We start from the raw sequence: 24292 nt of genomic DNA on the forward strand, positions 1-24292 counted from the left end.
GCGAGTATCTACAGGTAAAACACCATGGAACACAGACAAACAGGGAAGTCGCTGGCAATGCCGGCGCAGATCAAACGGCTGACCGCAGTGGCAATGCTACTGGTGCTCGCTGGCTGTGGCGTGACTGACCGTATCGGCAAGCGCATGGACGACTCCTGGGCCGCCGACATGCTTGCAGACAGCGAAAAAGTCATCCTCACGTCGGACGGTGGCAATCAGCTCAACCCCGACGCCAGCGGCACGCCGTTGTCGGTGGTGATGCGCGTGTATCAGCTGACCAGCCTTGAGCGTTTCACCACGGTCGACGCCGACACCCTGTGGGATGACCCGAAAAAAGCCCTGGGCAGCACCCTGGTGGAAAGCCGCGAGATCACTCTATTGCCGGGCATTGGCCAGATCGACCAGTGGCCGCTGAGCAAGACTGCACGCTACGTCGGCGTAGCGGCGTTCTTTCGCGTCGATGACAACGGCCGCTGGAAAGTCGCCTTCGACGCCGACTCGCTGCGTAAAGACGGCATCTGGTTCTCCTCCGACGGTTTGCGAATTCTGGTCGACCAGACCGACATCACCGCCCTGCGTGGCGTTGATGTGTTGAACAAACCCCCGACTGTCGAGCAACTGGCCGCCGCCCAGCAAAAGGCCGATGCCGCCGGGCAGAACCGCTGGACCAACAAAGTCCAGGGCGCCCTGCTCGACAAAGCCGAAGATGCCGCCGGGCAGTCCGCGCAAAACGCCATGGATTCAACCTTCAACTCTTTAGTGGAAAGCGTTAAATGAGCAAGCAGAGCCGGGTGATGTGGTCGGAAGGCATGTTCCTGCTGCCCCAGCATTTCCAGTACCAGGACGAGTTCCATCAGCACCAGTTGGCTGAGGCGACGCTGCGCAGCACGCCGTTTCATTGGGGCGTGCAGGCCTTGCAGGTGGACGAGGATGCGCTGGCCAACGGTTCCTTGCAGCTCAAGCGCCTGAAACTGGTGTTCCCGGATGGCAGCCTGTTCGACGCGCCACAGCACGACCCGCTGCCCGCTGCCCGTGACCTCAAGGACTTGCTCAAAGGCAACGACCTGAAGGTCTACGCCGCGCTGAAACTACCCGAGCCGTTCGGCCTGAACTACGTCGAAGACGGCCAGGAGCAGAAAAGTGCCCGACGCTTTCGCAAGCAGTTCGACACCTTGCCGGACCTCAACGAAGGCGACCTGGAAAACGAAATCACCAGCCTGCGCCTGAACGTGGTCATGCTGGTCGACGGCGATAATCTCGATGGCTACAGCTATTGCCCGATCGCCAAGCTGTCGCGCAATAACATGGGCGGTTTCAACCTCGACCCGCACTTTGTTCACCCGACCCTGCACCTGGGCAGCCACGAGACCCTGGTGGGCATGGGCAAACGCCTGCTTGGCGCGTTGCACGCCAAGAGCAAGGCCTTGTCAGGGCGGCGCCGCGAACGTGCCGACCAGATTGCCGAGTTCGGTTCCAGTGATGTCACCCTGTTCTGGTTGCTCAACACCGTCAACCGCGCCTATCCGCAACTGGCTCACTTGCTGGCCCACCCGCGTCTGCACCCGGAGCGCCTGTACCTGTTCCTCGCCGACCTGGCCGGTGGCTTGCTGACCTTTACCCTCGACACCCAGCTCCATGACCTTCCCGAGTATGACCATCACGACCCGGCAGCCTCACTGGTCAAGCTCGACGAGATGATCCGGGTAATGCTCGACAACGTCGTGCCCAACCAGTGCATCGTCATCAAGCTGAACCAGACCAAGCCTTCGTACTGGCAGGGCCAGTTGCAGGACCCACGCCTGACCGAAGCCGATTTCTACATTTCGGTACACGCCGACATGCCTGGCGCCAGCCTGCTGGAGCTGGTGCCGCGAGCGTTCAAGGTCGGTTCGCCGGAAGACATTGAAGTGGTGGTCAACAGCGCCATGCCCGGCGTCACCCTCAACCACTCGACGCGACTGCCCAACGCGATTCCGGTGCGCCTGGACAATCAGTACTTCGCCATCGAGCCCCATGGCCTGGTGTACGAACGCATGATGAATGCCCAGACCATCTGTTTCTACGCGCCCAGCGCCTTTACCAACCTCAAGCTTGAACTGATGGCGGTGCTCAAATGACCGAAGCCGTACTGCAGGGCGCCGTGACGGCCGCCAACGATAAACCAGGCCTCAAGGACCTGGTGCAAGACTTCATCAGCATGGCATTGATGGTGCGCCGTGGCCGCCAGCCGACCTCGATCAGCGCCTTTGAGGCCAGTGTCGAACGCTTCTTCGCCGACCTGGAGCGCGATGCCCGCGCCGCCAACTACAGCGTTGAACAGGTCAAGAATACTCAGTACGCCCTGTGCGCCTTCCTCGATGAGAGCGTGCTGCGCTCAGGCGACAACGCGCTGCGCCAGCACGTCGAGATGCAATCCTTGCAGTTCCGCTATTTCGGTGTGCACCTGGCCGGTAAAGGCTTCTTCGAAAAAGTCGATGCGCTGCGCGCCGACGTCAAGCACAACCTCGATGTTCTGGAGGTCTATCACCTGTGCCTGGCCCTGGGTTTCGAAGGCAAGTTCGGCCTCGGCCAAACCAACGAGCTGCGCTACCTGGCCAATACCCTGGGCCAGGACATCGCGCGCTACCGCAAACCGCCCAAGGCACTGTCGCCTGATTGGGCGTTACCTGACCAGGTCTCGCAAATGCTCCGTCACGAAGTGCCGGTATGGGTATACCTGGCGTTGATCGCGCTGGTCTGCGTTGCTGTCTATCTGACGCTCGACTGGTTACTGGAAAAGGACGTCGCCGCACTGTCCGAACACATCAGCCAGCTGTTCAGTGCCTGAGCCCCTATCAGGTAACCGAGTCAGGAAGACATGAAAACATTACTGCGTTTGTTGAAGAGTTTCTGGTTTATCGTGCCGCTGCTGTGGCTGGCGAGCCTGTTGGCCTGCTGGCTACTGGCACCTCAGCTGCCGTGGCTGGCTGAACATGTGTTGGAATCGATGGCCATCGTCAGCGCCTGCTTCCTGCTGATCATTGTGCTGCGCCAATACCAGCGTATCCGCGCCGAGCACACCCTGGAAAACCTGCTACACAAAGAGGCCGATCGCTCCTGGAGTGCCACCGGCGGCTTTCGCGACCAGCAGGTTTTGCGCGAGCGCCTCAAGCATGCCATCGCCATGTTGCGCACCGACCGCTCGGCTGGCGGCGGTGGCTCCGCAGCGCTGTCGGACCTGCCCTGGTACCTGGTGGTCGGCATGTCGGCCGCAGGCAAGACTTCGCTGCTGACCCATTCCGGCCTCTCCGCCAGCATTGCCACCGGCAGCGACGGCGCCAGCGGCACCCAGCACTGCGACTGGTACTTCAGTGCTGAGGCGGTGATGATCGATACCGCCGGCCGTTACCTGCACGATGATCAGTCAGCCAGTGAGTTCTCGGCGTTCCTACGCACCCTCAGAAAACAACGCGGCAAGGCCGCAATCAACGGCCTGGTGCTGGTGGTGAGCCTGCCTGACCTGCTAACAGCCAGCGCCGCTGAGCGTGACAAGCTGGCGAGCCAATTGGTCGCGCGCGTCGAAGACTACGCCGAGTGCCTGGATGCCAACCCACCGATCTATTTGATGCTGAGCAAGACCGACCAGTTGCCGGGGTTCGGCCAGGCGTTCGATGGCCTGGACCTGCACGAACGCCAGCAGCCGCTGGGCATGACCTTCGGCCTCTCGGAAATCCGCGATGGCGGTTTGCACAACGTGCTTTGCACCCGGCTGAACAACCTCAACAGCCGCATCCGCCAGCATGTCGACGCCCAGATGATTGCCCTTGGCCCGGATGCCGACAGCACCTTGCTGCACTTCCCGCAGTACTTTGCCGAGCTCTCCGGGGTGCTTGAGCAATTCCTCGAGCACTTTGCCAATGGCCGCCAAGGCGGCACCCCGGTGTTGTTGCGCGGCCTGTATTTCACCAGTGCGTTGCAGACCGAGCGGCAGTTGAGCCAGGTTTATGAAGACGACATCGCCGAGGCCTTTGCGCTGCAAGCGGCCGCTGATGAGCCTGTTCAAGCCGAGGCTGGCGACAAGCCTGCCGGCAACCGCAGCTACTTCATTACCGACACCTTCCGCCGGGTGGTTTTCCCCGACCGCGACTTGACCTTGTATCAGTCGCGCCTGGGCCGCAAGCAAGGGTTCAGCCCGGTGCTGATCGGCCTGGCTGCCGTGGCGGGCATCGCTTTTATCGGCTGGCAAAGTCTGTCGTTCGTCAGCAACCGTCAGTGGCTGGCCGGCTTGCAGCAACAACTGGCCGAACTGCAGCAGTCGCCCGACCGCGAGCAGTTGCTAGCGGCCGGCCAAGGCCTGGAGATCCTGCGCCAACAGATGGCGGCGATCGAAAACCATCGCCTCAAAGGCATACCGCTGCAGCTGAGTGCTGGCTTGTATCGCGGTGAGTCGGTCTACGCTGTGACCCAGAACGCCTACTTGCAGCAACTGCGCAGCCAGGCGCTGGAGCCGATCACCCTGCGCTTGCAGGTGCAGATGCGCGCCTTCAACAGCTTTGCCCAGAGCATGAACCAACCGTTGGATTTTGCACCGACGGCGACGAGCAAAAAAGCCGGCGCCAGCAAACTCAAAACCCCGGTGAGTGCCAAGGCCCAGCAGGCATTGAGCAAGACTCGCGCGGCTGCCTACATCGCCCCCTTGAACAAGGCAACCGCCAGCGATGCTGCGGAACTGTCCGCGACCACTGGCGGCTTGTCGCTGTCCGAAGAAATGCTCGGACGTCTGGATGAGCAGCAAGTGGCATCGATCATCGACGCTTACAACACCCTGAAGCTGTACCTGATGCTGACCGAACCACACACCCATCCTGAGCCGGTGTTCGTGGCCTCGGCGCTTCCTCAGGCCTGGACGGCATCGACCAACGCCAGCGCATTAGTCAGCAGCGACGTCATCGAGCAGAACGCAGCGGTCTACGTGCACTTGCTCAAGCAAGGCCAGGCGCCGTCCTTACCGCGCAACGAGCAACTGATCAGCGAAACTCGCCAAAGCCTGAAGTCGTTCATGATTTCCAGCTCGCTGGTAGACCGCGAATACCTGCGCCTGCAACTGGAGTCGAGCCGCCAGTTCCCGGCCTTGACCCTCAACGACCTGGTGCCGATGCCTGGCCGTTCATTGCTGTATGCCTCCGAAGCCGTACCGGCGATCTTCACCCGCCAGGGCTGGGAGTCGTTCGTCAAACCTGAGCTGATCAAGCTGGTGGCCGGCAACCTGCGTAACGAATCGGACTGGGTGCTCGATGGCGAAGGCGGTGACAGCATCGTGCAGAAGGCCAACTTCATTCGTGATTTCATGGCGCGCTACAAGCGTGACTATACCCAGGCCTGGTACACCCTGGTCGGCAGCGTTGGCGTGCGCCATTTCACTGACCTGGCCAATGCCACCCAGCAATTGTCATTGCTCAGTGATGTACAGAACTCGCCGGTAAAAGTCCTGCTCAGCGCGGTCAACGATAATACCCAGTGGGACCTCCCAGCCCCTCGGCAAACCGCGCAAGCGGGTAGCGAAAGCAAGGGCGGTTCGTGGAGCAAGTTCACCGGTTTGTTCGATGACAACAACCCCTTGCCCGAAACCCTCACCGCGGCATTGCCTGCGGTGGACGACGGCAGCCTGGCCAAGCGCTTTGAGCCGGTGGCGCGGGTGTTCGCCGAGCACAATGCCGAAGGCGCCGACAGCACCATCATGGATCGCTACCTGGCCGCCTTGCGCAAGCTCAAGGTACGGATGAACAACATCCAGCGTTCGCAGGACGTCGGCAAGAGCAGCAAGCAACTGATCAGCGAGACCCTCGAAGGCCAGCCAAGCGAAGTAACCAACGTGCGCAACTACGTCGAGACCAGCGTCGACACCAGTCAGGGTGGCTTGTCGCGTTCGCTGCAGGGGCTGTTCAGCCTGCCGATCCAGTTCGCCTGGGAAACCCTGCGTGACCCGGCCGGCGCGCAGATCGCCAAAGCCTGGGCGCAGCAGATCGCCAAGCCCTGGGAACAGGTCATGGCCCACCGCTATCCGATCTCCACCGGCAGCCGCAACGAAGCGTCGATCAAAGACCTGCAGCGCTTCGTCGACCCCGAGTCGGGGCTGCTGCCAACCTTCAAGCGCAACGAAATCGGCAATCTGTCGGGTGGCGAAGGGCTGGGCATGAGCAGCGGCGCCAAAGCACCAGCGCTGGTCAACCCGAACATGATCAACAGCATCGACAAGGCCAGTTCGGTGGGCCAGGTGATTGCCAGCCTGTCGGACCGCGACAACGGCTTCGAGATCATGCTCGAGCCTTCGGCACAGTTCACCGACATCGTCTTCACCCTCGACGGTCAGCAGCAGCACTACCGCAACGGCCGCAGCAGTTGGAGCCGCTTCTCCTGGCCGGTGACCACCGCCACGCCGGGCGCACGCCTGGATGTGGTGACCCTGACCGGTGCGCGCATCACTGTGTTCGACTTCCCAGGTCGGTGGGGCCTGTTGCGCATGAACGAAAGCGCTCGCGTCGCTGACCTCGATGGTATCCAACAACGCTTTAGCTGGAATACCGCCAACGGCCCGGTAAGCCTGGTGGTGCGTAACTTCGGCGGGGTCAAACTGACCGATCTTGGCGACGTCAAAGCACTGAGTGCGCTCAACGGCACAGGCAGGACTGCCCAGTGATCGGGTGCTTCGGCAAGCTCCCGGCGAGCGCGGACTTCGTCAGCCTGCATGGCGCGGCGGAGGAAGTCTGCGAATTCGACGCCTGGTTGCAAGGCGCGCTGGCGGCCATGCGTCATCGCGACGACTGGCCAACGCTGTTCGAGCGCCTGCCGGTGAGTTTCTTCAGCTACCGTGCGCGTAACGGCAACTGGTTGCTGGGTGGGCTGATCAGCTCGCGGGACGCCAGTAACCGACGCTATCCGTTTTTCATTTTCCAGCTGATCAAAGCCCAGGAAGGCGAACCGCTGGTCAATCCTTTCACCCTCAGTGAGCTGTTCTGCGCGCAAATCAAACCGCTGTTGCACATGGCCGTGCAAGGCACCTGTAGTGCGACATTGTTCGAACGCATCAAGGCGCTGCGCGCCCTGCAAGGGCAAGACTTTGACCTGTTCCGCCGGGTCCATGCCAAGTTCCTGCAAGACTTCAGTTTCCGCGACATCGCCAGCGCGTTGAGCGCTACCTGCCCGGCATTCGACAGTGCCTCAGCGCTGACCCGGCTGCAGGCCCTGGCGCCGCGCCTGCACGACGATTGCGAGGCGGCCATTAGCATGCCATTGCCCGCCGAACGCGGCTTGAAAAACCCGACTGCCGACCTCTGGGTGACCTGGCTGACGCGCATCAACAGCGCCCATGTGCCGCCCATCAGCGTGCTGGCCGACGATTTCATGCGCCCGAAACTGTACTGCTTCCCCTCCCGGCACAGCACCGGTGCTTACCGCGTGCTGACCGCAACCGCCGAAGCCGCACAGCTGTTGGAACTGCTGAGCCCTGAGACACAGCCTGCCACACCGTTCGCGGATATCGACCGCCCTCTTGATCACGTTATCGACCGTTTTGTCGACGCGCTGGATGCCACGTTTGTATGAACAAGATCAAATACTACTGCTTGCGCTATCAACCTTACCTACTCGGGCTGTGCTTTTTCCTGACGATCTTTGTCGTCTGGGCCATCGGCCGCAGCCTGGGGTTCGGTTCGTTGCACAGCCTGCTGGCGGGTATCGGTCTGTTCCTGTTGCTGTCTTCGGGCTATGTCCTGCTGATGTACCGCGGCGTGTCGCAGCATCACAACCTTGAAGGGTTGTTGCGTGACGACGCCGACCGGGCGGTGCTCAACGCCAACCCGGCCGACCGTGAAGAGGTCAGCCTGCTGCGCGAACGCCTGCTGCAAAGCCTGGAACGCCTGCACAGCAACAAACCCCGTGGCCTTCCGGCCAAAGACGCGCTGTACGCCCTACCCTGGTACCTGGTGATCGGGCAACCGGCCGCTGGCAAGAGCACGATGATCTACCAGTCGGGGCTCAACTTCCCGTACGCCGAGCGCGAAGGCGCGCGGGTGGCCGGTTTGGGCGGGACGCGCAACTGTGATTGGTTCTTCAGCTCCGAAGCGGTGCTGCTGGACACCGCCGGGCGTTACATGAACAACCCGGAAGAAGCCGGCAAGTGGCGCGCCTTCCTGCAACTGTTGCGTCAACACCGTCAGCGTCGGCCGCTCAATGGCCTGATTGTCAGCGTCAGCATCGACGACATCCTCAAGGCCTCACCGGAGGATCAGGAGCGCCTGGCCAAGCGCCTGCGTGAACGTATTCAGGAAAGTTGTGCCCTGCTCGAAGTACGCCTGCCGATCTACCTGGTGTTCACCAAGTGCGACCTGATTCCCGGTTTCGCCCCCTTCTACCGCCAGCTCGATGACAGCGCTCGCGGTGAAGTGATGGGCAAGACGTTCTCGCACAAAGGCTATGAGCAGGCCGACTGGGGCCAACGCTTCGGTCGCGCCATGGACGAGTTGGTCGACTACTGGCAACAGATCGCCCGTCAGCAGTTGGTGCAGCAGGACATCCAGATCACTCGGCATAACAATGCGGCCTATCGCTTTCCTCTGGAGCTGGCGGCACTCAAGCCGCGCCTGCAGCAGTTTGTCGACAGCCTGCTGCGCACCAACCCCTACCAGCACGCTGAACTGCTGCGTGGCTTCTATTTCACCAGCGCGCTGGACGCCGACCAGGCGCAACTGGGCGGTCATAGCCAATGGGTGACCGAGCGCTTCGTCCTGGAACATGACCAGCCAGCAGCCAGTGGTAAACCCCAACCGGGCCCGTTGTTCATCAACAGCCTGTTTCGCAAGGTGATCATCCCTGACCAGCACCTGGTAGCGCTGTACACCAGCAACCATCGTCAACGTCGGCGCAAAGCCACCTGGATCGGCGGCGCCAGCCTGGCGGCAGTACTGCTGTGCAGCCTGTGGGGCTGGTCGTACTACAACAACAGCAGCACCCTGGCGCAGATCTCCAGCGAACTCAGCGAAGCGGCGGCGCAGGACCACACTACCACTGGCCAATACACCGCTTGGAACAGCCTCGACCGCCTGCGTTTCTGGTCCTCGCACTACTACCAGCAGCACCATGATCAGGGCGTACCACTGCGCCTGCGCCTGGGGTTGTACCAGGGCCATGACGTCGAACCGCTGGTGCGCAGCCGCTACTTCAGTTGGCTGCAAAGCGTGATGCTCAAGCCAACGGCCGACAACCTGACCCGTTCGCTGTACCTGCTGACCACCATCAAGGTCTACCAGCGCAATAGCCGCGATCTAATGCCGGTGACCGGCGTCGACAGTGTCGAGCCAGAAGCACTGCCTCACGACAACCGCGCGCAGTCGGTTGCAGATTTCGGCAAGGCGACCCTGGACACCTACGTCATGCTCTCTCCGGCACAACGCGAAAAGGCCGACCCGGCGTTCCTGAAAGCAAAAATTCCGGATTACTGGTACCCGGCAATTGCCCGCCAGACCGGCAAAACCATGGCCGCTGGCGGTAATCAGGACGGTGCCAACCAGGACTATCTGTTCGCCAGCCGTCAGATCGACTTCTACAGCGATCAGATTCGCGAACCAGACGTACCGCGGATCCTCGACAACGCCTTTTTGATCTCCAGCTCGCGCAATTACATCAATAGCCTGCTGACCCAATCACTGCGCTCGATCGAGACCATCACCCTGGAATCGGACACCTTGTTCGCCTTTGCCCGCGCCGATTTCCAAAGCCTCAAGAGCGAAGGCCAGAGCCAGTTGAGCGCCATCGCCAGCAAGCTGTTGAACACGCCCAACATCGGCAAAATCGTCATTTCCGGGCACGCCGACCAACTCGGCGACCCACAAGGCAACCTGCAGGTATCCCGGCAACGGGCACAAACCATCCGCACCTACCTGGTCGGCAAGGGCGTGCCTGCCGAGCTGGTTGACGCCCTTGGCGAAGGCAGCCGCAAGCCCCTGGTCAAATGCGACATGCACCTGCCACGGGCGCAACTGATCCAGTGCCTGGAGCCCAATCGGCGGGTCGAAATCGAAGTGCGCGGGCTCAACTGAGGCCGCGCCCGTAAAGAACCGGCTACCCGGGCCTCACAGGAGGAGACCCGGGCGGCGGCAAGCTACCTCTGTTGAACGATCAACGAGGTTAAACGAAGGGACGAGAGCGACGCAGCTGTGCAGCGCGGCCCTTTAAATGTAGGAAAGGAGAGTTTAAAAATGGCATTTGACGCATATATCCAAATCGACGGCATCCCGGGTGAAGTGCTGGATGACAAGCACAAGGACTGGATCGAAGTGCTGGGCTACGAGTACGGCGCTACCCAGGCCACTTCGGCTACCGCCAGCTCCTCGGGCGGTGCGTCGTCCGAACGTGTTGCCCTGAGTGACTTCAGCATCCGCAAGGCGGTGGACAAGGCTTCGGCCAAACTGTTCGAAGCCTGCTGCAAAGGCACCCACATCGCCAAGATCCAGCTGAACGTCAACCGCGCTGGCGGTGACAAGGTCACCTACCTGACCATCAACCTGGAAGAAGTCGTGGTGTCGTCGGTCAAAGCCGTTGCCGGTGGTAACCAGGGCGGCGAAGACAAGGCCGTCAGCGACCTGCCGATCGAAGAAATCAGCTTCAACTTCGCCCGCATCAAAACCACCTACACCCAACAGAGCCGTGCCGACGGCCAGGGTGGCGGCAACGTCACCGGCGGCTGGGACCGTACCGCCAATAAAGTATTCGCTTAAGTCTGTAGCGATAGCGGGCCGCACATGCGGCCCGTGTTCAGCACTGCGGCCAACTGCTGGGCGCGGTGCTCCTTTACCCTGATCAGAGTGCTTTATGGCTGAATTTCTCAACGACCTTTCGCTGGCCGAACTGACAGCACCCATCGACGGTGGGAGCGGCGAAGACTTGAGCTTTTCCACCTTGTTCGATCAGATCAAGGAAGCTCGCCGGGCAGACCCCGACTACCTGACCCTGGGCGACTGGCAAACTGACCTGAAATCCGCCGATTGGGAGCTGACCATCAGCCTCTCAGCCCAAGGCCTGGCCCAACAGAGCAAAGACCTGATGTTGGTCGCCTGGCTCAACGAAGGGCTGGCGCAGCGCTACCACTTTGAAGGCATCACCTTCGGTCTGAACCTGGCCGAACAGATCGTGCAATCCTTCTGGGACAACCTCTACCCGTCCCTTGAAGACGGCCTGGACGAACGTGCTGCACGCCTGTCCTGGCTCAAGACTTCACTCACCGACATCGTCGGTGGTTTGCCCATTACCCAAGGGCAGCATTTTGGCGTGCTTCGCTATGACGAATCCCGCCACGTGGAAAACCTCGCTCTGCAGAACCCCAAGGCCATGCAGGTGGCGCTGGATGAAGGCAAGATCAACGCCGAGATCTTCCAGCGCTCGGTGGTACTCAGCGACTCCGATCACCTGCGTCAGAAGGCCCTGCAGATCGCCGACAGCCTCAGCGCCTGTCACCAGTTGCAAGCGACCATTGACCGTTTGTTCGGCGCAGAGGCGCCAAGCTTCGCTACCCTCGTCGACATCTTGTCGCGGGCCAGCCAGTTGGCGGAGAAGCTGTTGAAAGACCGTGGTATCGATCTCAGCCCACCCGCGCCGGCAGTGCCGGAAGTGGCCGCCGAGTCCTCCCCTTCCCCCGCGCCAGGTGTCTCGATGAACAACCTTGTCCAGGACGCGCCCGCAGCGCCGATGCGCACCACACCGCTGACCCGCGACGAAGCCTTTACCATGCTCGCCGGCATTGCCCAGTTCTTCAAACAGAGCGAGCCGCAAAGCCCGGTACCGTACTTGATCGAACGCGCCATCAAGTGGGGCAACATGCCGCTCGAAGGCTGGCTGAGCGATGTGATCAAGGACAGCAACGTGGTCGACAACATTCGCGATGTGCTCGGTACCCGCGAACCGCGCGCGTGATCCAGCCATCGACCAACGGTGCCCCATTATCGGAAAAACTAGCTTCACTGTTGATGTTGCCAACAGCACAAGGTGAAGACGATGAGCATGATGGATTGGGACGCCTACCGTAAGCAGTTGATGGCCGGTATCGGTGACCTCAAGCAGCTGTCCCCCGACACGGTCAGTGGCTACATGACCGCCAGCGGTGCCGGGGCCAAAACCAACCACCTGGACGCCAAGACCCGCGAACTGATCTCGCTGGCCGTGGCGGTCACCACCCGCTGCGATGGCTGCATTGCCGTGCACTCGGCGCAGGCGGTCAAGCACGGTGCCAGCCGTGAGGAAATCGCCGAAGCCCTCGGTGTGGCGGTGGCCATGAATGCCGGGGCGGCCCTGGTGTATTCGGCAAGAGCCATGGATGCCGTGGGCAAGGCCGGCAGCTGACCGGGCGAGTGCCGGTATGCACAAACAGTTGCATGCCGGCACTAACGCTTTCAGACTCGCGGTTCACCTTGCTAGGAACCGCCATGATCCACATCCGCCCCATGACCGCCGCCGACTTCGATCACTTCTGGCCGACCTTCCAGGCCATAGTCGCTGCCCGCCAAACCTATGCCTTTGACCCGGCCATGAGCCAGGAGCAGGCACGTCAACTGTGGCTGGAGTCGCCATTGCACACCTTGGTGGCAGAGGAAGATGGGCAACTGCTGGGTTCCTACTACCTCAAGGCCAATGCCGCCGGCCCAGGCAATCATGTCAGCAACTGCGGCTACATGGTCAGTGAAGCGGCACGTGGGCGTGGCGTGGCCCGCCTGATGTGTGAACACTCGCAACGGCTGGCCCGTGAGCAAAGCTTTCTGGCCATGCAGTTCAACTCGGTGGTGTCGAGCAACGAGGCGGCGGTGGCGTTGTGGCAGAAACTGGGCTTCGAGGTCGTCGGCCGGTTGCCGCGAGCCTACCGGCACGCGCAGCTGGGGCTGGTCGATTGCCTGGTGATGTACAAGTGGCTGGAGCAACCCCAGCAACCGATGCTGATCGGGCGCAAGAACATTGAGGCGCTGGTATCGCGTAAGCGCGGGCGTTGATCTCAATGTAACGCATTGACTGCAAATACTTTCAATGGTCAGATGCGCGCCAGTTTCAGGTGTCCTGCGCCGCCGTGCGCAGGGTGAAACGGGAAGCCGGTGCGTCACTCAAGGTGACTAGTCCGGCGCTGCCCCCGCAACGGTAAGCGAGCGAAGCCTTCGAAACACCACTGTGCTACGGCATGGGAAGGTGAAGGCCTTCATGACCCTCGCAAGCCCGGAGACCGGCCTGAAGCTTCGTTTGGCAACCCCGCGGTGGGCGGGCGCAGGCCGGTTTGCGGGCGCCTGCGCGCGCAATTCCCCCATGCGTTGTTCCCTCCGGGATTCATTCTTCCAGCAAACTGTGGAACGACATGTCCCGTTACTCCAAGCTTCACACCCTGGCGGCCAATGCCTTGGCGCCCTGCCTGGCATTCTCTGTGCCATCCTTCGCCGCTGAAACCGACAGCAAAGCCCTGGCCCTGCCATCAACGGCGATTACCAGCAACAGCGACAATCAGCCGATCAGCCTGGCCACCCCACTGCCGGCCGGCTCACGCCTGAACCTCAGTGCCATGGACACCCCGGCCAGCACCAGCAGCCTTAGCGCCGAAGTCATCGACGGGCGCAACAACCGTAGCGTACAAGATGCCGTCACCCGCTCGCCGGGCATCACCTCGGTGGCGACTCCAGGCAATGGCAACACCGCCCTCTCGGCCCGTGGTTTTGAAGGCCATGGTTCGGTGATGACCCTTTTCGACGGTTCGCGGATGTACACTGGCGCCGGTACCCAGACCTTCCCGGTCGATCCGTGGATGGTCGAGCGCATCGATATCATTCGTGGTCCGGCCTCGGTGCTTTATGGGGAAGGCGCGACCGGCGCGGTGATCAACGTGATCCCGAAAAAGCCGTTTGCCGGTGAAATCGAAAACCACCTGCGCCTGGGCTATGGCTCCTACGACCGTCAGCAACTGGGCCTGGACAGCGGCGGCTCGTTGAGTGAGCGTCTGAGTTACCGGCTAACCCTCAACCAGCAGGCAAGTAATGGTTGGGTTGATCGCGGCGATTCGATAAACCTGGCCATGAGCGCCGCCCTGCGCTTCGATGCCAGCGACGCCTTGAGCTTCACCCTGGCCCATGAGCGCGGCGACGCCGAGCCGATGAACTACTTCGGTACACCGCTGATCGACGGCCACTACCGCGACAGCCTGCGCAAGAAGAACTACAACGTTGAAAATGATGTGCAGCGCTACCACGACGAGTGGACCCGCCTGAACAGCGACTGGACAATCAGCGATTCAATCAGCGCCAGCAATCAGCTCTACTACATCAAGAGCCGCCGCCACTGGCGTAACGCTGAGGACTACACCTGGGACAGCAGCCTGGGGCAGCTTCAACGTGGCAGCTACCTGGAGATCAAGCACGACCAGGAACAGATCGGCGACCGCCAGAGCTTTACCTTCGATCACAGCCTGTTCGGCCTGGCCAGCAAGACCGTGGTCGGTGCCGAATACAACCGCATTCGTTTCGCCATCAACAGCAACTCGCCGTACAACGACATCGGTGGTGACTACATCGATCCTTGGCACCCGGCATCCGGTGACTTTCACAGCCAGGACCCGACCCGGCCACAGTCGCAAAGCACCACCCGCACCTTTGCGTTGTTCGCTGAAAACCGCACTCAGCTGTCTGATCGCTGGTCGTTGGTAACCGGTATTCGTCGTGACCAGAACCACATCGACCGCGACAACCTGATCAACAACAGCCGTAGCGACCGCAGCCTCAACGGTGGCAACTGGCGGGCTGGCCTGGTGTTTGCCGTGACCGACGAACTGTCGCTGTATGGCCAGTACTCCACCAGTGAAGATGGCGTCAGCGACCTGGTCACCCTCAGCCCCAGCCAGCAGAACTTCGACCTGACTGAAGCCAAGCAGACCGAATTCGGCCTCAAGCAGCTGTTCTGGGAGGGGCGTGGCGAATGGTCCCTGGCGGCCTATCACATCGTCAAAAAGAAACTGCTGGTCGACGACCCGATCACTCACCAGAAACAGCAGGCCGGACAGCAGACCTCCGATGGCCTGGAAGCCACCCTTGAGCTGGGCTTGGCCAACCAGTGGCACCTCTCGGCCAACGCGGCAGTGGTGCGTGCCAAATACGACGATTTCGACCAGACGGTCGGCGGCCAGTCCGTCTCGCGTGCCAGCAATCGCCCCAGCAACGTACCGCGACGCACCGCCAACCTGTGGGTGAATAAAGGGTTTGGCTACGGCGTTGATGCTGGCATGGGCCTGCGTTATGTCGATAAGCGTTACGCCAATACCGCCAACACCCAGACGGTGCCAGGCTTTACCGTGGTCGACGCCAACCTGGGCTGGCAAGTGCTGCCGGATGTGCGTCTGGGCTTGCAGTTGAACAACCTGCTGGAGCGACGCTACGCCGCCACCGCCCACAGTGGCGAGCAGTGGTTGATGGGCGAGCCGCGCTCGTACTTCGCCACGCTGGACTACAGCTTCTAAGCTGTTACTGATGTCTGTAGGAGCCAGCGAACAGCTGGATAACCGGGAAAACATGATTATGCTTCAAGAAGCCTTGCACCAACGCGCAACCGTCACCCCCAGGGCCAGGGTGCGGTAACGACAGTGGCTACTCCGGCCTATAAGAACAAGACGGAGAACACTCATGGCGGCAATCGATAACACCTCTACCGGCACTGCGCCCAAACGCGGGATTACCAAGGAGGAGCGCAAGGTCATCTTCGCTTCGTCCTTGGGTACCGTTTTCGAGTGGTACGATTTCTACCTCTACGGCTCACTGGCGGCAATCATCGCCAAGCATTTTTTCGCCGGGGTCAACGAGACCACCTCCTTCATATTCGCCCTCCTCGCCTTTGCCGCAGGCTTTGCCGTACGACCGTTCGGCGCCATCGTATTCGGGCGCCTGGGCGATATGATCGGGCGCAAGTACACCTTCCTGATCACCATTGTGATCATGGGTGTCTCCACCGCCGTGGTCGGTTTTCTACCCAGTTACGCCAGCATTGGCGTGGCGGCGCCGATCATCCTGATCACCTTGCGCCTGCTGCAAGGCCTGGCCCTGGGTGGCGAATACGGCGGCGCGGCGACCTATGTGGCCGAGCATGCGCCAAAAGGCAAACGCGGCTACTTCACTTCGTGGATTCAGACCACCGCGACCCTGGGCCTGTTTCTGTCGCTGCTGGTGATTCTCGCTTGCCGCACGATCCTTGGCACCGAAGCCTTCGAGGCCTGGGGCTGGCGGATTCCGTTTCTGCTGTCGATCCTGCTGCTGATCGTCTCGGTGTACATCCGCCTGCAGCTGAGCGAGTCGCCGGTGTTCCAGAAAATGAAAGCCGAAGGCAAGGCATCCAAGGCGCCGCTGACCGAGTCCTTCGCCCGTTGGGACAACCTCAAGGTGGTGATCATGGCGCTGCTGGGCGGCACTGCCGGCCAGGCCGTGGTCTGGTACACCGGCCAGTTCTATGCGCTGTTCTTCCTGTTGCAAACGCTGAAGATCGACCCGCAAACCGCCAACCTGCTGATTGCCGGTTCGTTGCTGATCGGTACGCCGTTCTTCATCCTGTTCGGCAGCCTGTCCGATCGCATCGGCCGCAAGGGCATCATCATGGCTGGCTGCATCATCGCGGCGCTGACCTACTTCCCGATCTTCCACGCCTTGACGCAGTACGGGAACCCCGACGTGTTCATCGCCCAGGAGAAAAACCCGGTCACGGTAGTCGCCGACCCCAGCCAGTGCTCGTTCCAGTTCGACCCGGTAGGCAAGGCCAAATTCACCAGTTCCTGTGACCTGGCCAAGAGTGTGCTGGCCAAGCGGGCCATTCCGTACCAGAACGAGAAGGCCGAGCCGGGCGCGGTGGCGCAGATCCGCATCGGTGACAAGGTACTGCAGAGCTTTGAAGGCACCGGCATGCCAGCCGCCGACTTCAAGCTCCAGAATGATGCCTTCGTCGCCACCCTTAGCGCCGCGCTGAAAGACGCCGGTTACCCCGAAAAGGCTGATCCGAACAAGACCAACTACCCGATGGTGTTGCTCCTGCTGACCCTATTGGTGATCTACGTGACCATGGTCTATGGGCCAATTGCCGCCTGGCTGGTGGAGCTGTTCCCGGCGCGCATTCGCTACACCTCGATGTCCTTGCCCTACCACATCGGCAACGGCTGGTTCGGCGGCTTCCTGCCGACGGTGGCCTTTGCCATGGTTGCGGCAACCGGCGATATCTACTACGGGCTGTGGTACCCGATTGTGATCGCGGTGATGACGGCGATCCTGGGCATCCTGTTCATGCCAGAAACCAAGGATCGCGACATCAGTCACACCTGAAGCTGAGGCTGTACGTAGCGCAGCGGGTTGGGCGATGATCACGCCCCCCCGCTTTCAACGGAATGAACATGTCTGAATTAACGGCCGTTTTTGCTTTGTGTGTAGTCGTACTCTTTTTGAAGATGCTGGCAATTTCCTGTTATCAGGGCTTCTATCGCATCAGCCGCCAGACCTTCAAAAATGCCGAGGACGCCGCGTTTGTCGGTCGCCCGGCAAGCCCGCAGGAGTTGCCGCAGGTCAGCCGCGCAGCTCAAGCCTGGGCCAATGACCTTGAGAACATTCCGGTGTTTTTTTTCCTCGGCGCGCTGTGTCTGGTCTATTACCCGCCGGGGCAGTTCACCGCCGGCTTGATGGTCGTGTTCACCGTCGCACGCTTGGTGCATACGCTGGCCTATCTGGCGCGCTGGCAGCCGTGGCGCACGATAGCCTATGCCGTTGGAATCATCTGTCTGTTGGGCCTGGCCAGCATCGTGGCGATGGGCGCCGTGCGCCATTTGTAGGAAAGCTCAATGCTGCCCGGGGCGACGCAGACAGCGTGTCACCGGCCAATAAAACAAAAAGCGGGATTGGCGCCGATGCGCCAATCCCGCTCTGTGACAGCCTGAGAACGTTAGTTCAATCAGTTCCAGGGACGGTCGCCGTTCTCATCCTTGATGCGGGTCGGCAGGCCCATCTCGTCCAGCGCCTTGAGGAACGGCTCAGCAGGCAGCTCCTCGACGTTGGCCATGCGCTGCACGTCCCACTCGCCACGGGCGACCAGCAGGGCTGCAGCCACAGGCGGCACGCCTGCGGTGTAGGAAATGCCCTGACTGTCGGTTTCGGCGTAAGCCTCTTCATGATCAGCCACGTTGTAGATGAAGATCTCACGTGGCTGGCCATCCTTGGTGCCCTTGACCAGGTCGCCAATGCAGGTTTTGCCGGTGTAGCCCGGTGCCAGCGACGATGGGTCAGGCAGCACGGCCTTGACCACTTTGAGCGGCACCACTTCCAGGCCTTCAGCGGTCTTGACCGGCTGCTCAGAGAGCAGGCCAAGGTTCTTGAGCACGGTGAAGACGTTGATGTAGTGCTCACCGAAACTCATCCAGAAACGCACGTTCGGCACGTCGAGGTTCTTCGACAACGAGTGCACTTCATCGTGGCCGGTCAAGTACAGGTTCTGCGAACCTACTACTGGCAGGTCGTCAGTACGCTTGACTTCGAACATGGTGTTGCTGGTCCACTGGCTGTTCTGCCAGCTCCACACCTGTCCGGTGAACTCACGGAAGTTGATTTCCGGGTCGAAGTTGGTGGCAAAGTATTTGCCATGTGAGCCGGCATTGACGTCGAGAATGTCGATCGAATCAATGCGGTCGAAATACTGTTGTTGCGCCAGCGCCGCATAAGCGTTGACCACACCGGGGTCGAAGCCTACGCCGAGAATGGCGGTAATGTTCTTCTGCTGGCATTCCTCGAGGTGTTTCCACTCGTAGTTGCCGTACCAAGGCGGGGTTTCGCAGATTTTGCCCGGTTCTTCGTGAATGGCGGTGTCCAGATAGGCCACGCCGGTATCGATGCAGGCACGCAGCACCGACATGTTGAGGAACGCGGAACCGACGTTGATGACGATTTGCGATTCGGTTTCGCGGATCAGCGCCTTGGTCGCTTCGACGTCCAGAGCGTTCAGCGCAAAAGCCTTGATTTCAGCGGGCTGCTTGAGGCTGCCCTTGGCCTTGACGCTGTCGATGATGGCCTGGCATTTGGAGATGTTGCGCGACGCGATAGCAATACGACCAAGTTCGTCGTTATGCTGCGCGCACTTGTGGGCCACCACCTTGGCGACACCTCCTGCACCAATGATAAGAACGTTCTTCTTCAATTTCTCTTTCTCTCCTTTACTGCCAGCTTACGACAGGCTGGACAAGTAGTCTTCGAAACCAAATTCGCGAACCACCTCAACACTACCGTCGAGTTGTTTCACTACGATGGACGGCATTTTCAGGCCGTTGAACCAGTTTTTCTTGACCATGGTGTAACCCGCTGCGTCAACAAACGACAGCCGATCGCCGATGGCCAGCGGACGATCAAATGGGTATTCGCCGAAAATGTCGCCAGCCAGGCAGGATTTGCCGCACACCATGTAGGTGTGGTCGCCGCTGCTTGGCGCCAGCTTGGCGTTGAGGCGGTAGATCAGCAGGTCGAGCATGTGTGCTTCGATGGAGCTGTCGACCACGGCCAGGTGCTTGCCGTTGTAGAGGGTGTCGAGCACGCTGACTTCCAGCGAGGCGCTCTGGGTGATCGCCGCTTCGCCCGGCTCCAGGTAGACCTGCACGCCATACTTCTCGGAAAACGCCTTCAGGCGTGCGCAGAACGCATCCAGGGCATAGTCTTCACCGGTGAAGTGGATACCGCCGCCCAGGCTCACCCACTCGACCTTGTGCAACAGGTGACCGAAGCGGTCTTCGATGGTGCACAGCATCTGGTCGAACAGGTCGAAGTCGCCGTTCTCGCAGTTGTTGTGGAACATGAAGCCGGAGATTTGCTCGATGACGGCTTCGACTTTCACCGGGTCCCACTCGCCCAGGCGGCTGAACGGGCGTGCCGGGTCAGCCAGCAGGTAGTCGGAGCTGCTCACTTGCGGGTTGACGCGCAGACCACGGACCTTGCCTTCAGAGGCCTCGGCGAAGCGTTGCAGCTGGCCGATGGAGTTGAAGATGATCTTGTCGCAGTTATCGAGCATTTCCTCGATTTCGTCGTCGGCCCAGGCCACGCTGTAGGCATGAGCCTCACCTTCGAACTTCTGACGACCCAGCTTGAGTTCGTAGAGCGACGACGAGGTGGTGCCGTCCATGTACTGCTGCATCAGGTCGAACACTGACCAGGTAGCGAAGCATTTGAGGGCCAGCAGGGCCTTGGCGCCGGAGTTTTCACGCACGTAGGCGATCTTCTCCATGTTGCGCAGCAGCTTGGTTTTGTCGATGAGGTAGTACGGCGTTTTGATCATTTCGAGGCCCCCGGCAAGGCCGGCCAAAAAAAGGACACGCATTGTGCCTTCCCTTGCCCCAAGTCGAAAGAGCGAAAAGCGCTTTTCCCTCAGTCAATGGTCAGTTTGCCAGTAAAACCCCACATATGTGTGGGGCTTGGCCTTGTCAGCGATGCAGAAACCGCGCAATTGCTGGTACTGCGCCGAGTTCATCGCCGGCAAGGCCGGCGCCTACAGTAAGACAAGCAAGCAACCCGACAGGTCAGCTAAATGCGTTGATAAACCAGGTAATCAACGGCAATGCGACGATATCGATCAGTACCGCACCACACAGCGGGACAATGATGAAGGCCTTGTAGGAGAACACTTTGTAGTGATCACAAATAGCGCCCATGTTCGCCACCGCATTGGGCGTGGCGCCCAGGCCATGGCCCATGTAGCCAGCACAAAGCACTGCGGCATCGTAGTTGCCGCCGAACAGGCGAAACAGAACGAAGATACTCAGCAGCACCATGATCACCACCTGCACCACCAGAATCACCAGCAGCGGCAGGCCCAGTTGCTCCAGCTCCCAGAACTTGAGGCTCATCATCGCCATGGTCAGGAACATGCCCAGGCTGATATCGCCCAGTGTGCTGACGGCGTTATCCGGGATTTCGATGATACGCGCGCGATCATTGAAGTTGCGCAGGATGATCGCGACGAACATGGCGCCGACGTATACCGGCAGGACGATGCCCAGATGATCGTTCAAGGCACTACCCAGCCAGAAGCCGAGCACCATGATGACCAACATGCAGGTCAGCAAGCGCAACAATACCGTGGCGTCCAGCGGTACGCTGGGGGCTTCGTTGGCTTTTCCCAAAGCCTGCAGGGTAACAGCCTGATCAGCTTCCACTGCCAGTTTTTTCCGATCAATCAAGTAGCGCGCCACCGGGCTGCCGAGCAAGCCGCCAGCGACCATACCAAACGTTGCCGACGCCAGCGCTGCGGTGGTCGCCCCTGTAGTGCCCAGGCTTTCGGCAATCGGCCCGAAGGCTGCTGCCGCACCAAAGCCGCCTTCGAGTGAGACGGCACCGGCCATGATCCCCAGTAACGGGTCAATGCCCAACGCTTTGGCCATGCCGACACCGACCAGATTCTGCAGCAAGGCCAGGCCCCAGCAGGCGCCCAAATAGACAAAGAGAATCTTGCCACCCTGACGCAGCAAGCCCAGGCTGCCGCCCAGGCCGACGGTGGTAAAGAACGCCACCATCAATGGCGTTTGCATGGCAGTGTCGAGTTTGATGTCCAGCCATTGCTGGTTACGCAGCAGCCATACCACCAGGGCAAAGCCGAAGCCGCCAATCACCGGGGCCGGGACACAGAGCTGGCGCAGCCAGTAACTGTGCTTTTTCAATTGCGCGCCCATCGCCAATAGCAGAAGCGCCAGGGCGACGGTGGTCAGTGCATCGAGTTGCAGGGTCAACATGGGTTAGCACTCTTGTTTTTATACTTGGATTAATAGGGAGAAGGCTCTAGTCGACCAGGCTGGCCAGCAGCCGGGCGCCGATTCGCGCGGTGCGTTGGTCCTGGTCGAGCCCCGGGTTGAGTTCAGCGATATCGGCCATGCGCAGCTTGCCGCTGGCCTTGGCCAGGCGGACCAGGTGTTCGACCACCATCAGGTCGACGCCATGGGCCGAGGGCGCACTCACGCCGGGGGCCTGACTGGCGGGCAGCACATCCAGGCACACGGTCATGTAGAGGTGATCGATGTCATTCAAGAACACCTCGACGAAGTCCTCGATGGCCGCGACATTCCAGGGCTGCATCTGCCGATCAAGGCGATAGCGCACGTTCAAGCGCTGGGCCTGGTCGAACAACGCTTGGGTGTTGTTCAGCTCACTCACGCCCAGGCAGCAATAGTCAAAGGCCATGCCGGCTTCTGCGCAGTACTCGGCGATCTGCCGAAACGGCGTGCCTGAGCTACTTTGCGCGGCGTGACGCAGGTCGAAATGGGCATCGAAGTTGAGGATGCCGATACGCGGGCATTGCTCGCGCTGGCGCAGGTGCTCGGCCAGGCCCAGGAAGCTGGCGTACGCGATTTCGTGGCCGCCGCCCAGGCCCAAGGGCAAGTGACCCTGGTCGAGCAATTGGCTGACCCGCTTGGCGTAGGCCTGTTGCGCGCCTTCGAGGTCGTTGCCGAGGCATTCGATGTCGCCGCTGTCATAGAGCGCACCCTGGCCGCGCCAGGCCAGGTTGGCCAACGCCTTGCGCAGCGCTGGCGGCCCTTGACGGGCGCCGGTGCGGCCCTGATTACGGTTGACGCCTTCATCACAGGCCAACCCCACTAGCGCGGTGCCAGGTGTTTGCTCATTGCTGTAGGGCTGCACCCATTGGTGCCAGCGCAGTGCCGACGATCCTTCGCCAGCGTCGATACGGCCTTGCCACAGGGGCATGGCGAGATGTGCAGTCATGCGCAGTACTCCAGGTAAATTCAGTCCAGCCGCGCACCCACACGCAAGGCAACCTCACGGGTCCAACGGGTCAGGCGTTCGCTGTTCTGTTGCGCGCGAAAGGCCGGGGCCATCAGACTGATTGCGCCATGCAGGCGGTTGCGACTGTCGAGCACCGGGGCGCTGACGCCCCAGATGCCGTCGTCAATTTCGCCCAGGCTAACGGCGTAGCCCTGGGCGCGAATGGGTATGAAACTGTGCTGATAGACCGCGATACCTTCGGCGTCGACGCCTTGCTCGTGAAGGATCGCTTCACTGCGCTCTGGCGCCATATGCGCCAGCAGCACTCGCGCCGAGGCACCGACCAGCAGCGGCTGGGCCAGGCCCTTCTGGTAGCAGCAGCGCAGAGGCTGCGGGCTGTCGATCAGCTCGATGCAAATCGCCTGGCCATTGCTCGGCACCATCAGTGCCACGCTTTCACGGCTCAGTTCAGCCAGGCGCTTGAGCTCCGGCAGCGCCTGCGACACCAGCAGCGCTTCGCGGTCGAACTTATTTGCCAACTGCAGGCACGCCGGCCCCGGTAGATAGCGGCCATGGCCATTGTCTTCAGCCAGGCCCCAGCGCAGCAGGGTTTTCAAATGCCGATAGGTGCTGCTCAAGGGCTGTTCCAGTTGCAGGCTCAGCTCTTTGGCCGAAACGGCTTCATTGGCTTGGCCGAGGGCGACGAGAATTTGCAGCAAGCGGTCTGTGGGCGTGGTGTAGTTCATGGGGACTCCTTGCGAACATGGTGCACAGGGTTTTCCCAAAGGGTGAAACAGGATTCCCACTACGTGGGAAATATCGCCATTAAAAGCGACGGAGGGTGGGTAATCGGCGGGTTAAAGCCGTCTTGAACGGCTTCCGAGGTCAGGCAACAACGGTTTTCGCGCAGCGTCCGTACACCACCACTTCTCCTGTGGTCGCAATCACCAGGCTCAAACCGGTATAGGAAAAGCCGAACGCCCTCACCTCCAGCTCTACCCCAAGCTTATGGAACAGTGCTGGCCGGTTATAGCGTGCGCCATGCAGCCACGAGCCCGGCTCAACCAACAGCAGGTGCTGTTCGGGCCAGGCCAGGATGATATCCTCGATCATCCAGCCATCGGCAGTGGCCAGCGCCAGGCCGCCGCCATTGATCCCGGCCATGCGAATCACCCGGTCATGCAGCGGGCCAATACCACGGGTTTCCAGATGACGGTCACTGCCCAGGTTATCGGTGCGGTCGCGGGCGACTTTTTCCCCTGTTTGGCAATCGATCACACTGCGGCCCGAGCTGGAGGCAACCAACAGAAGTTCGCCGTCGCGCTCGAAACCGACTTCCAGCAGGCCGGCGATGGTCAATCGTGTCTTGAATTGCCACGGCTCAGGCGCTGGTGCCACCGCAAGCTGTTCGATCACCCGACGCAGCGGGTCAAGATGAGATGAGGGCATGTCACGACTCTGCTGAGGGAACAACTGTGTTTGTCGCCGGCATTGCCAGCGATGATATCAGCTCCTACATATACTCATTGCTG

Annotated in this window: 19 protein-coding genes and 1 riboswitch; of the genes, 13 read left to right on the forward strand and 6 right to left on the reverse strand. The window is 60.8% G+C overall.

Features of this window, described 5'->3' with window-relative positions; genetic code table 11:
• Positions 1 to 24 precede the first annotated feature (24 nt).
• The 13 genes from tssJ to ACQRAX_RS01105 all read left to right on the forward strand — a co-directional run bounded on the left by tssJ (position 25) and on the right by ACQRAX_RS01105 (position 17845).
• Entirely contained in the window at positions 25 to 777 is a 753-nt protein-coding gene (gene tssJ / locus ACQRAX_RS01045) for a type VI secretion system lipoprotein TssJ (protein WP_412037602.1), read from the forward strand.
• Positions 774 to 2117, forward strand: a complete 1344-nt coding sequence (tssK, locus tag ACQRAX_RS01050; RefSeq protein ID WP_412037601.1) for a type VI secretion system baseplate subunit TssK — start codon at positions 774 to 776, stop codon at positions 2115 to 2117. Before tssJ ends, tssK begins: the two co-directional genes overlap by 4 nt.
• Entirely contained in the window at positions 2114 to 2827 is a 714-nt protein-coding gene (icmH, locus tag ACQRAX_RS01055; RefSeq protein ID WP_412037600.1) for a type IVB secretion system protein IcmH/DotU, read from the forward strand. Before tssK ends, icmH begins: the two co-directional genes overlap by 4 nt.
• A 30-nt stretch (positions 2828 to 2857) precedes the next feature.
• The gene (locus ACQRAX_RS01060; protein ID WP_412037599.1) at positions 2858 to 6676 is read left to right on the forward strand and encodes a type VI secretion protein IcmF/TssM N-terminal domain-containing protein; all 3819 of its coding nucleotides are present in this window, start codon (positions 2858 to 2860) and stop codon (positions 6674 to 6676) included.
• Positions 6673 to 7581: a type VI secretion system-associated protein TagF gene (gene tagF, locus ACQRAX_RS01065; RefSeq protein ID WP_412037598.1), complete on the forward strand. Its 909-nt coding sequence runs from the start codon at positions 6673 to 6675 to the stop codon at positions 7579 to 7581. The genes ACQRAX_RS01060 and tagF overlap by 4 nt, the downstream gene beginning before the upstream one ends.
• Complete coding sequence (gene tssM, locus ACQRAX_RS01070) at positions 7578 to 10073, forward strand: type VI secretion system membrane subunit TssM (RefSeq protein ID WP_412037597.1); 2496 nt, start codon at positions 7578 to 7580, stop codon at positions 10071 to 10073. The genes tagF and tssM overlap by 4 nt, the downstream gene beginning before the upstream one ends.
• A 159-nt stretch (positions 10074 to 10232) precedes the next feature.
• Positions 10233 to 10751 (forward strand): Hcp family type VI secretion system effector, encoded by a 519-nt coding sequence (locus tag ACQRAX_RS01075; protein ID WP_045183963.1) that lies wholly within the window; start codon positions 10233 to 10235, stop codon positions 10749 to 10751.
• 94 nt (positions 10752 to 10845) lie between these two features.
• Positions 10846 to 11943 (forward strand): type VI secretion system protein TssA, encoded by a 1098-nt coding sequence (gene tssA / locus ACQRAX_RS01080; protein ID WP_412037596.1) that lies wholly within the window; start codon positions 10846 to 10848, stop codon positions 11941 to 11943.
• A gap of 81 nt (positions 11944 to 12024) precedes the next feature.
• Entirely contained in the window at positions 12025 to 12369 is a 345-nt protein-coding gene (locus ACQRAX_RS01085) for a carboxymuconolactone decarboxylase family protein (protein ID WP_412037595.1), read from the forward strand.
• An 83-nt stretch (positions 12370 to 12452) separates the two neighbouring features.
• Positions 12453 to 13010 carry a GNAT family N-acetyltransferase gene (locus tag ACQRAX_RS01090; protein WP_412037594.1) on the forward strand — a complete coding sequence of 186 codons (558 nt, stop codon included), beginning with the start codon at positions 12453 to 12455 and terminating at the stop codon, positions 13008 to 13010.
• 40 nt (positions 13011 to 13050) lie between these two features.
• Positions 13051 to 13257: riboswitch (cobalamin riboswitch) on the forward strand.
• A gap of 106 nt (positions 13258 to 13363) precedes the next feature.
• On the forward strand, positions 13364 to 15505 hold the full coding sequence (locus ACQRAX_RS01095; RefSeq protein WP_412037593.1) for a TonB-dependent receptor: 2142 nt from the start codon (positions 13364 to 13366) through the stop codon (positions 15503 to 15505).
• Positions 15506 to 15668: 163 nt separating this feature from the next.
• Positions 15669 to 17345: an MFS transporter gene (locus tag ACQRAX_RS01100; RefSeq protein ID WP_412037592.1), complete on the forward strand. Its 1677-nt coding sequence runs from the start codon at positions 15669 to 15671 to the stop codon at positions 17343 to 17345.
• Positions 17346 to 17413: 68 nt separating this feature from the next.
• Positions 17414 to 17845 (forward strand): MAPEG family protein, encoded by a 432-nt coding sequence (locus ACQRAX_RS01105; protein ID WP_412037591.1) that lies wholly within the window; start codon positions 17414 to 17416, stop codon positions 17843 to 17845.
• A 119-nt stretch (positions 17846 to 17964) separates the two neighbouring features.
• Here ACQRAX_RS01105 and ACQRAX_RS01110 read toward each other — a convergent pair whose 3' ends face one another.
• The 6 genes from ACQRAX_RS01110 to ACQRAX_RS01135 all read right to left on the reverse strand — a co-directional run bounded on the left by ACQRAX_RS01110 (position 17965) and on the right by ACQRAX_RS01135 (position 24209).
• Positions 17965 to 19200, reverse strand: coding sequence for a saccharopine dehydrogenase family protein (locus tag ACQRAX_RS01110; RefSeq protein WP_412037590.1), 1236 nt, complete (start codon positions 19198 to 19200; stop codon positions 17965 to 17967).
• A 27-nt stretch (positions 19201 to 19227) separates the two neighbouring features.
• Positions 19228 to 20325, reverse strand: coding sequence for a carboxynorspermidine decarboxylase (locus ACQRAX_RS01115; RefSeq protein WP_412037824.1), 1098 nt, complete (start codon positions 20323 to 20325; stop codon positions 19228 to 19230).
• A gap of 241 nt (positions 20326 to 20566) precedes the next feature.
• Positions 20567 to 21775 (reverse strand): sodium/glutamate symporter, encoded by a 1209-nt coding sequence (gene gltS, locus ACQRAX_RS01120; RefSeq protein WP_412037589.1) that lies wholly within the window; start codon positions 21773 to 21775, stop codon positions 20567 to 20569.
• A 46-nt stretch (positions 21776 to 21821) separates the two neighbouring features.
• The gene (gene hutG, locus ACQRAX_RS01125) at positions 21822 to 22760 is read right to left on the reverse strand and encodes a formimidoylglutamase (protein WP_412037588.1); all 939 of its coding nucleotides are present in this window, start codon (positions 22758 to 22760) and stop codon (positions 21822 to 21824) included.
• A 20-nt stretch (positions 22761 to 22780) separates the two neighbouring features.
• The gene (locus ACQRAX_RS01130) at positions 22781 to 23506 is read right to left on the reverse strand and encodes an IclR family transcriptional regulator (protein WP_412037587.1); all 726 of its coding nucleotides are present in this window, start codon (positions 23504 to 23506) and stop codon (positions 22781 to 22783) included.
• Positions 23507 to 23645: 139 nt separating this feature from the next.
• Positions 23646 to 24209 (reverse strand): hypothetical protein, encoded by a 564-nt coding sequence (locus tag ACQRAX_RS01135; protein ID WP_412037586.1) that lies wholly within the window; start codon positions 24207 to 24209, stop codon positions 23646 to 23648.
• Positions 24210 to 24292 lie beyond the last annotated feature (83 nt).

This window comes from Pseudomonas sp. UM16 (genome assembly GCF_050312595.1).
Taxonomy (GTDB): Bacteria; Pseudomonadota; Gammaproteobacteria; order Pseudomonadales; family Pseudomonadaceae; genus Aquipseudomonas.

Coding starts and splice junctions, on each gene's coding strand:
- tssJ (WP_412037602.1), top strand. CDS start 25: ATGGAACACAGACAAACAGGGAAGTCGCTGGCAATGCCGGCGCAGATC.
- tssK (WP_412037601.1), top strand. CDS start 774: ATGAGCAAGCAGAGCCGGGTGATGTGGTCGGAAGGCATGTTCCTGCTG.
- icmH (WP_412037600.1), top strand. CDS start 2,114: ATGACCGAAGCCGTACTGCAGGGCGCCGTGACGGCCGCCAACGATAAA.
- ACQRAX_RS01060 (WP_412037599.1), top strand. CDS start 2,858: ATGAAAACATTACTGCGTTTGTTGAAGAGTTTCTGGTTTATCGTGCCG.
- tssM (WP_412037597.1), top strand. CDS start 7,578: ATGAACAAGATCAAATACTACTGCTTGCGCTATCAACCTTACCTACTC.
- ACQRAX_RS01075 (WP_045183963.1), top strand. CDS start 10,233: ATGGCATTTGACGCATATATCCAAATCGACGGCATCCCGGGTGAAGTG.
- tssA (WP_412037596.1), top strand. CDS start 10,846: ATGGCTGAATTTCTCAACGACCTTTCGCTGGCCGAACTGACAGCACCC.
- ACQRAX_RS01085 (WP_412037595.1), top strand. CDS start 12,025: ATGAGCATGATGGATTGGGACGCCTACCGTAAGCAGTTGATGGCCGGT.
- ACQRAX_RS01090 (WP_412037594.1), top strand. CDS start 12,453: ATGATCCACATCCGCCCCATGACCGCCGCCGACTTCGATCACTTCTGG.
- ACQRAX_RS01095 (WP_412037593.1), top strand. CDS start 13,364: ATGTCCCGTTACTCCAAGCTTCACACCCTGGCGGCCAATGCCTTGGCG.
- ACQRAX_RS01100 (WP_412037592.1), top strand. CDS start 15,669: ATGGCGGCAATCGATAACACCTCTACCGGCACTGCGCCCAAACGCGGG.
- ACQRAX_RS01105 (WP_412037591.1), top strand. CDS start 17,414: ATGTCTGAATTAACGGCCGTTTTTGCTTTGTGTGTAGTCGTACTCTTT.
- ACQRAX_RS01115 (WP_412037824.1), bottom strand. CDS start 20,325: ATGATCAAAACGCCGTACTACCTCATCGACAAAACCAAGCTGCTGCGC.
- gltS (WP_412037589.1), bottom strand. CDS start 21,775: ATGTTGACCCTGCAACTCGATGCACTGACCACCGTCGCCCTGGCGCTT.
- hutG (WP_412037588.1), bottom strand. CDS start 22,760: ATGACTGCACATCTCGCCATGCCCCTGTGGCAAGGCCGTATCGACGCT.
- ACQRAX_RS01130 (WP_412037587.1), bottom strand. CDS start 23,506: ATGAACTACACCACGCCCACAGACCGCTTGCTGCAAATTCTCGTCGCC.
- ACQRAX_RS01135 (WP_412037586.1), bottom strand. CDS start 24,209: ATGCCCTCATCTCATCTTGACCCGCTGCGTCGGGTGATCGAACAGCTT.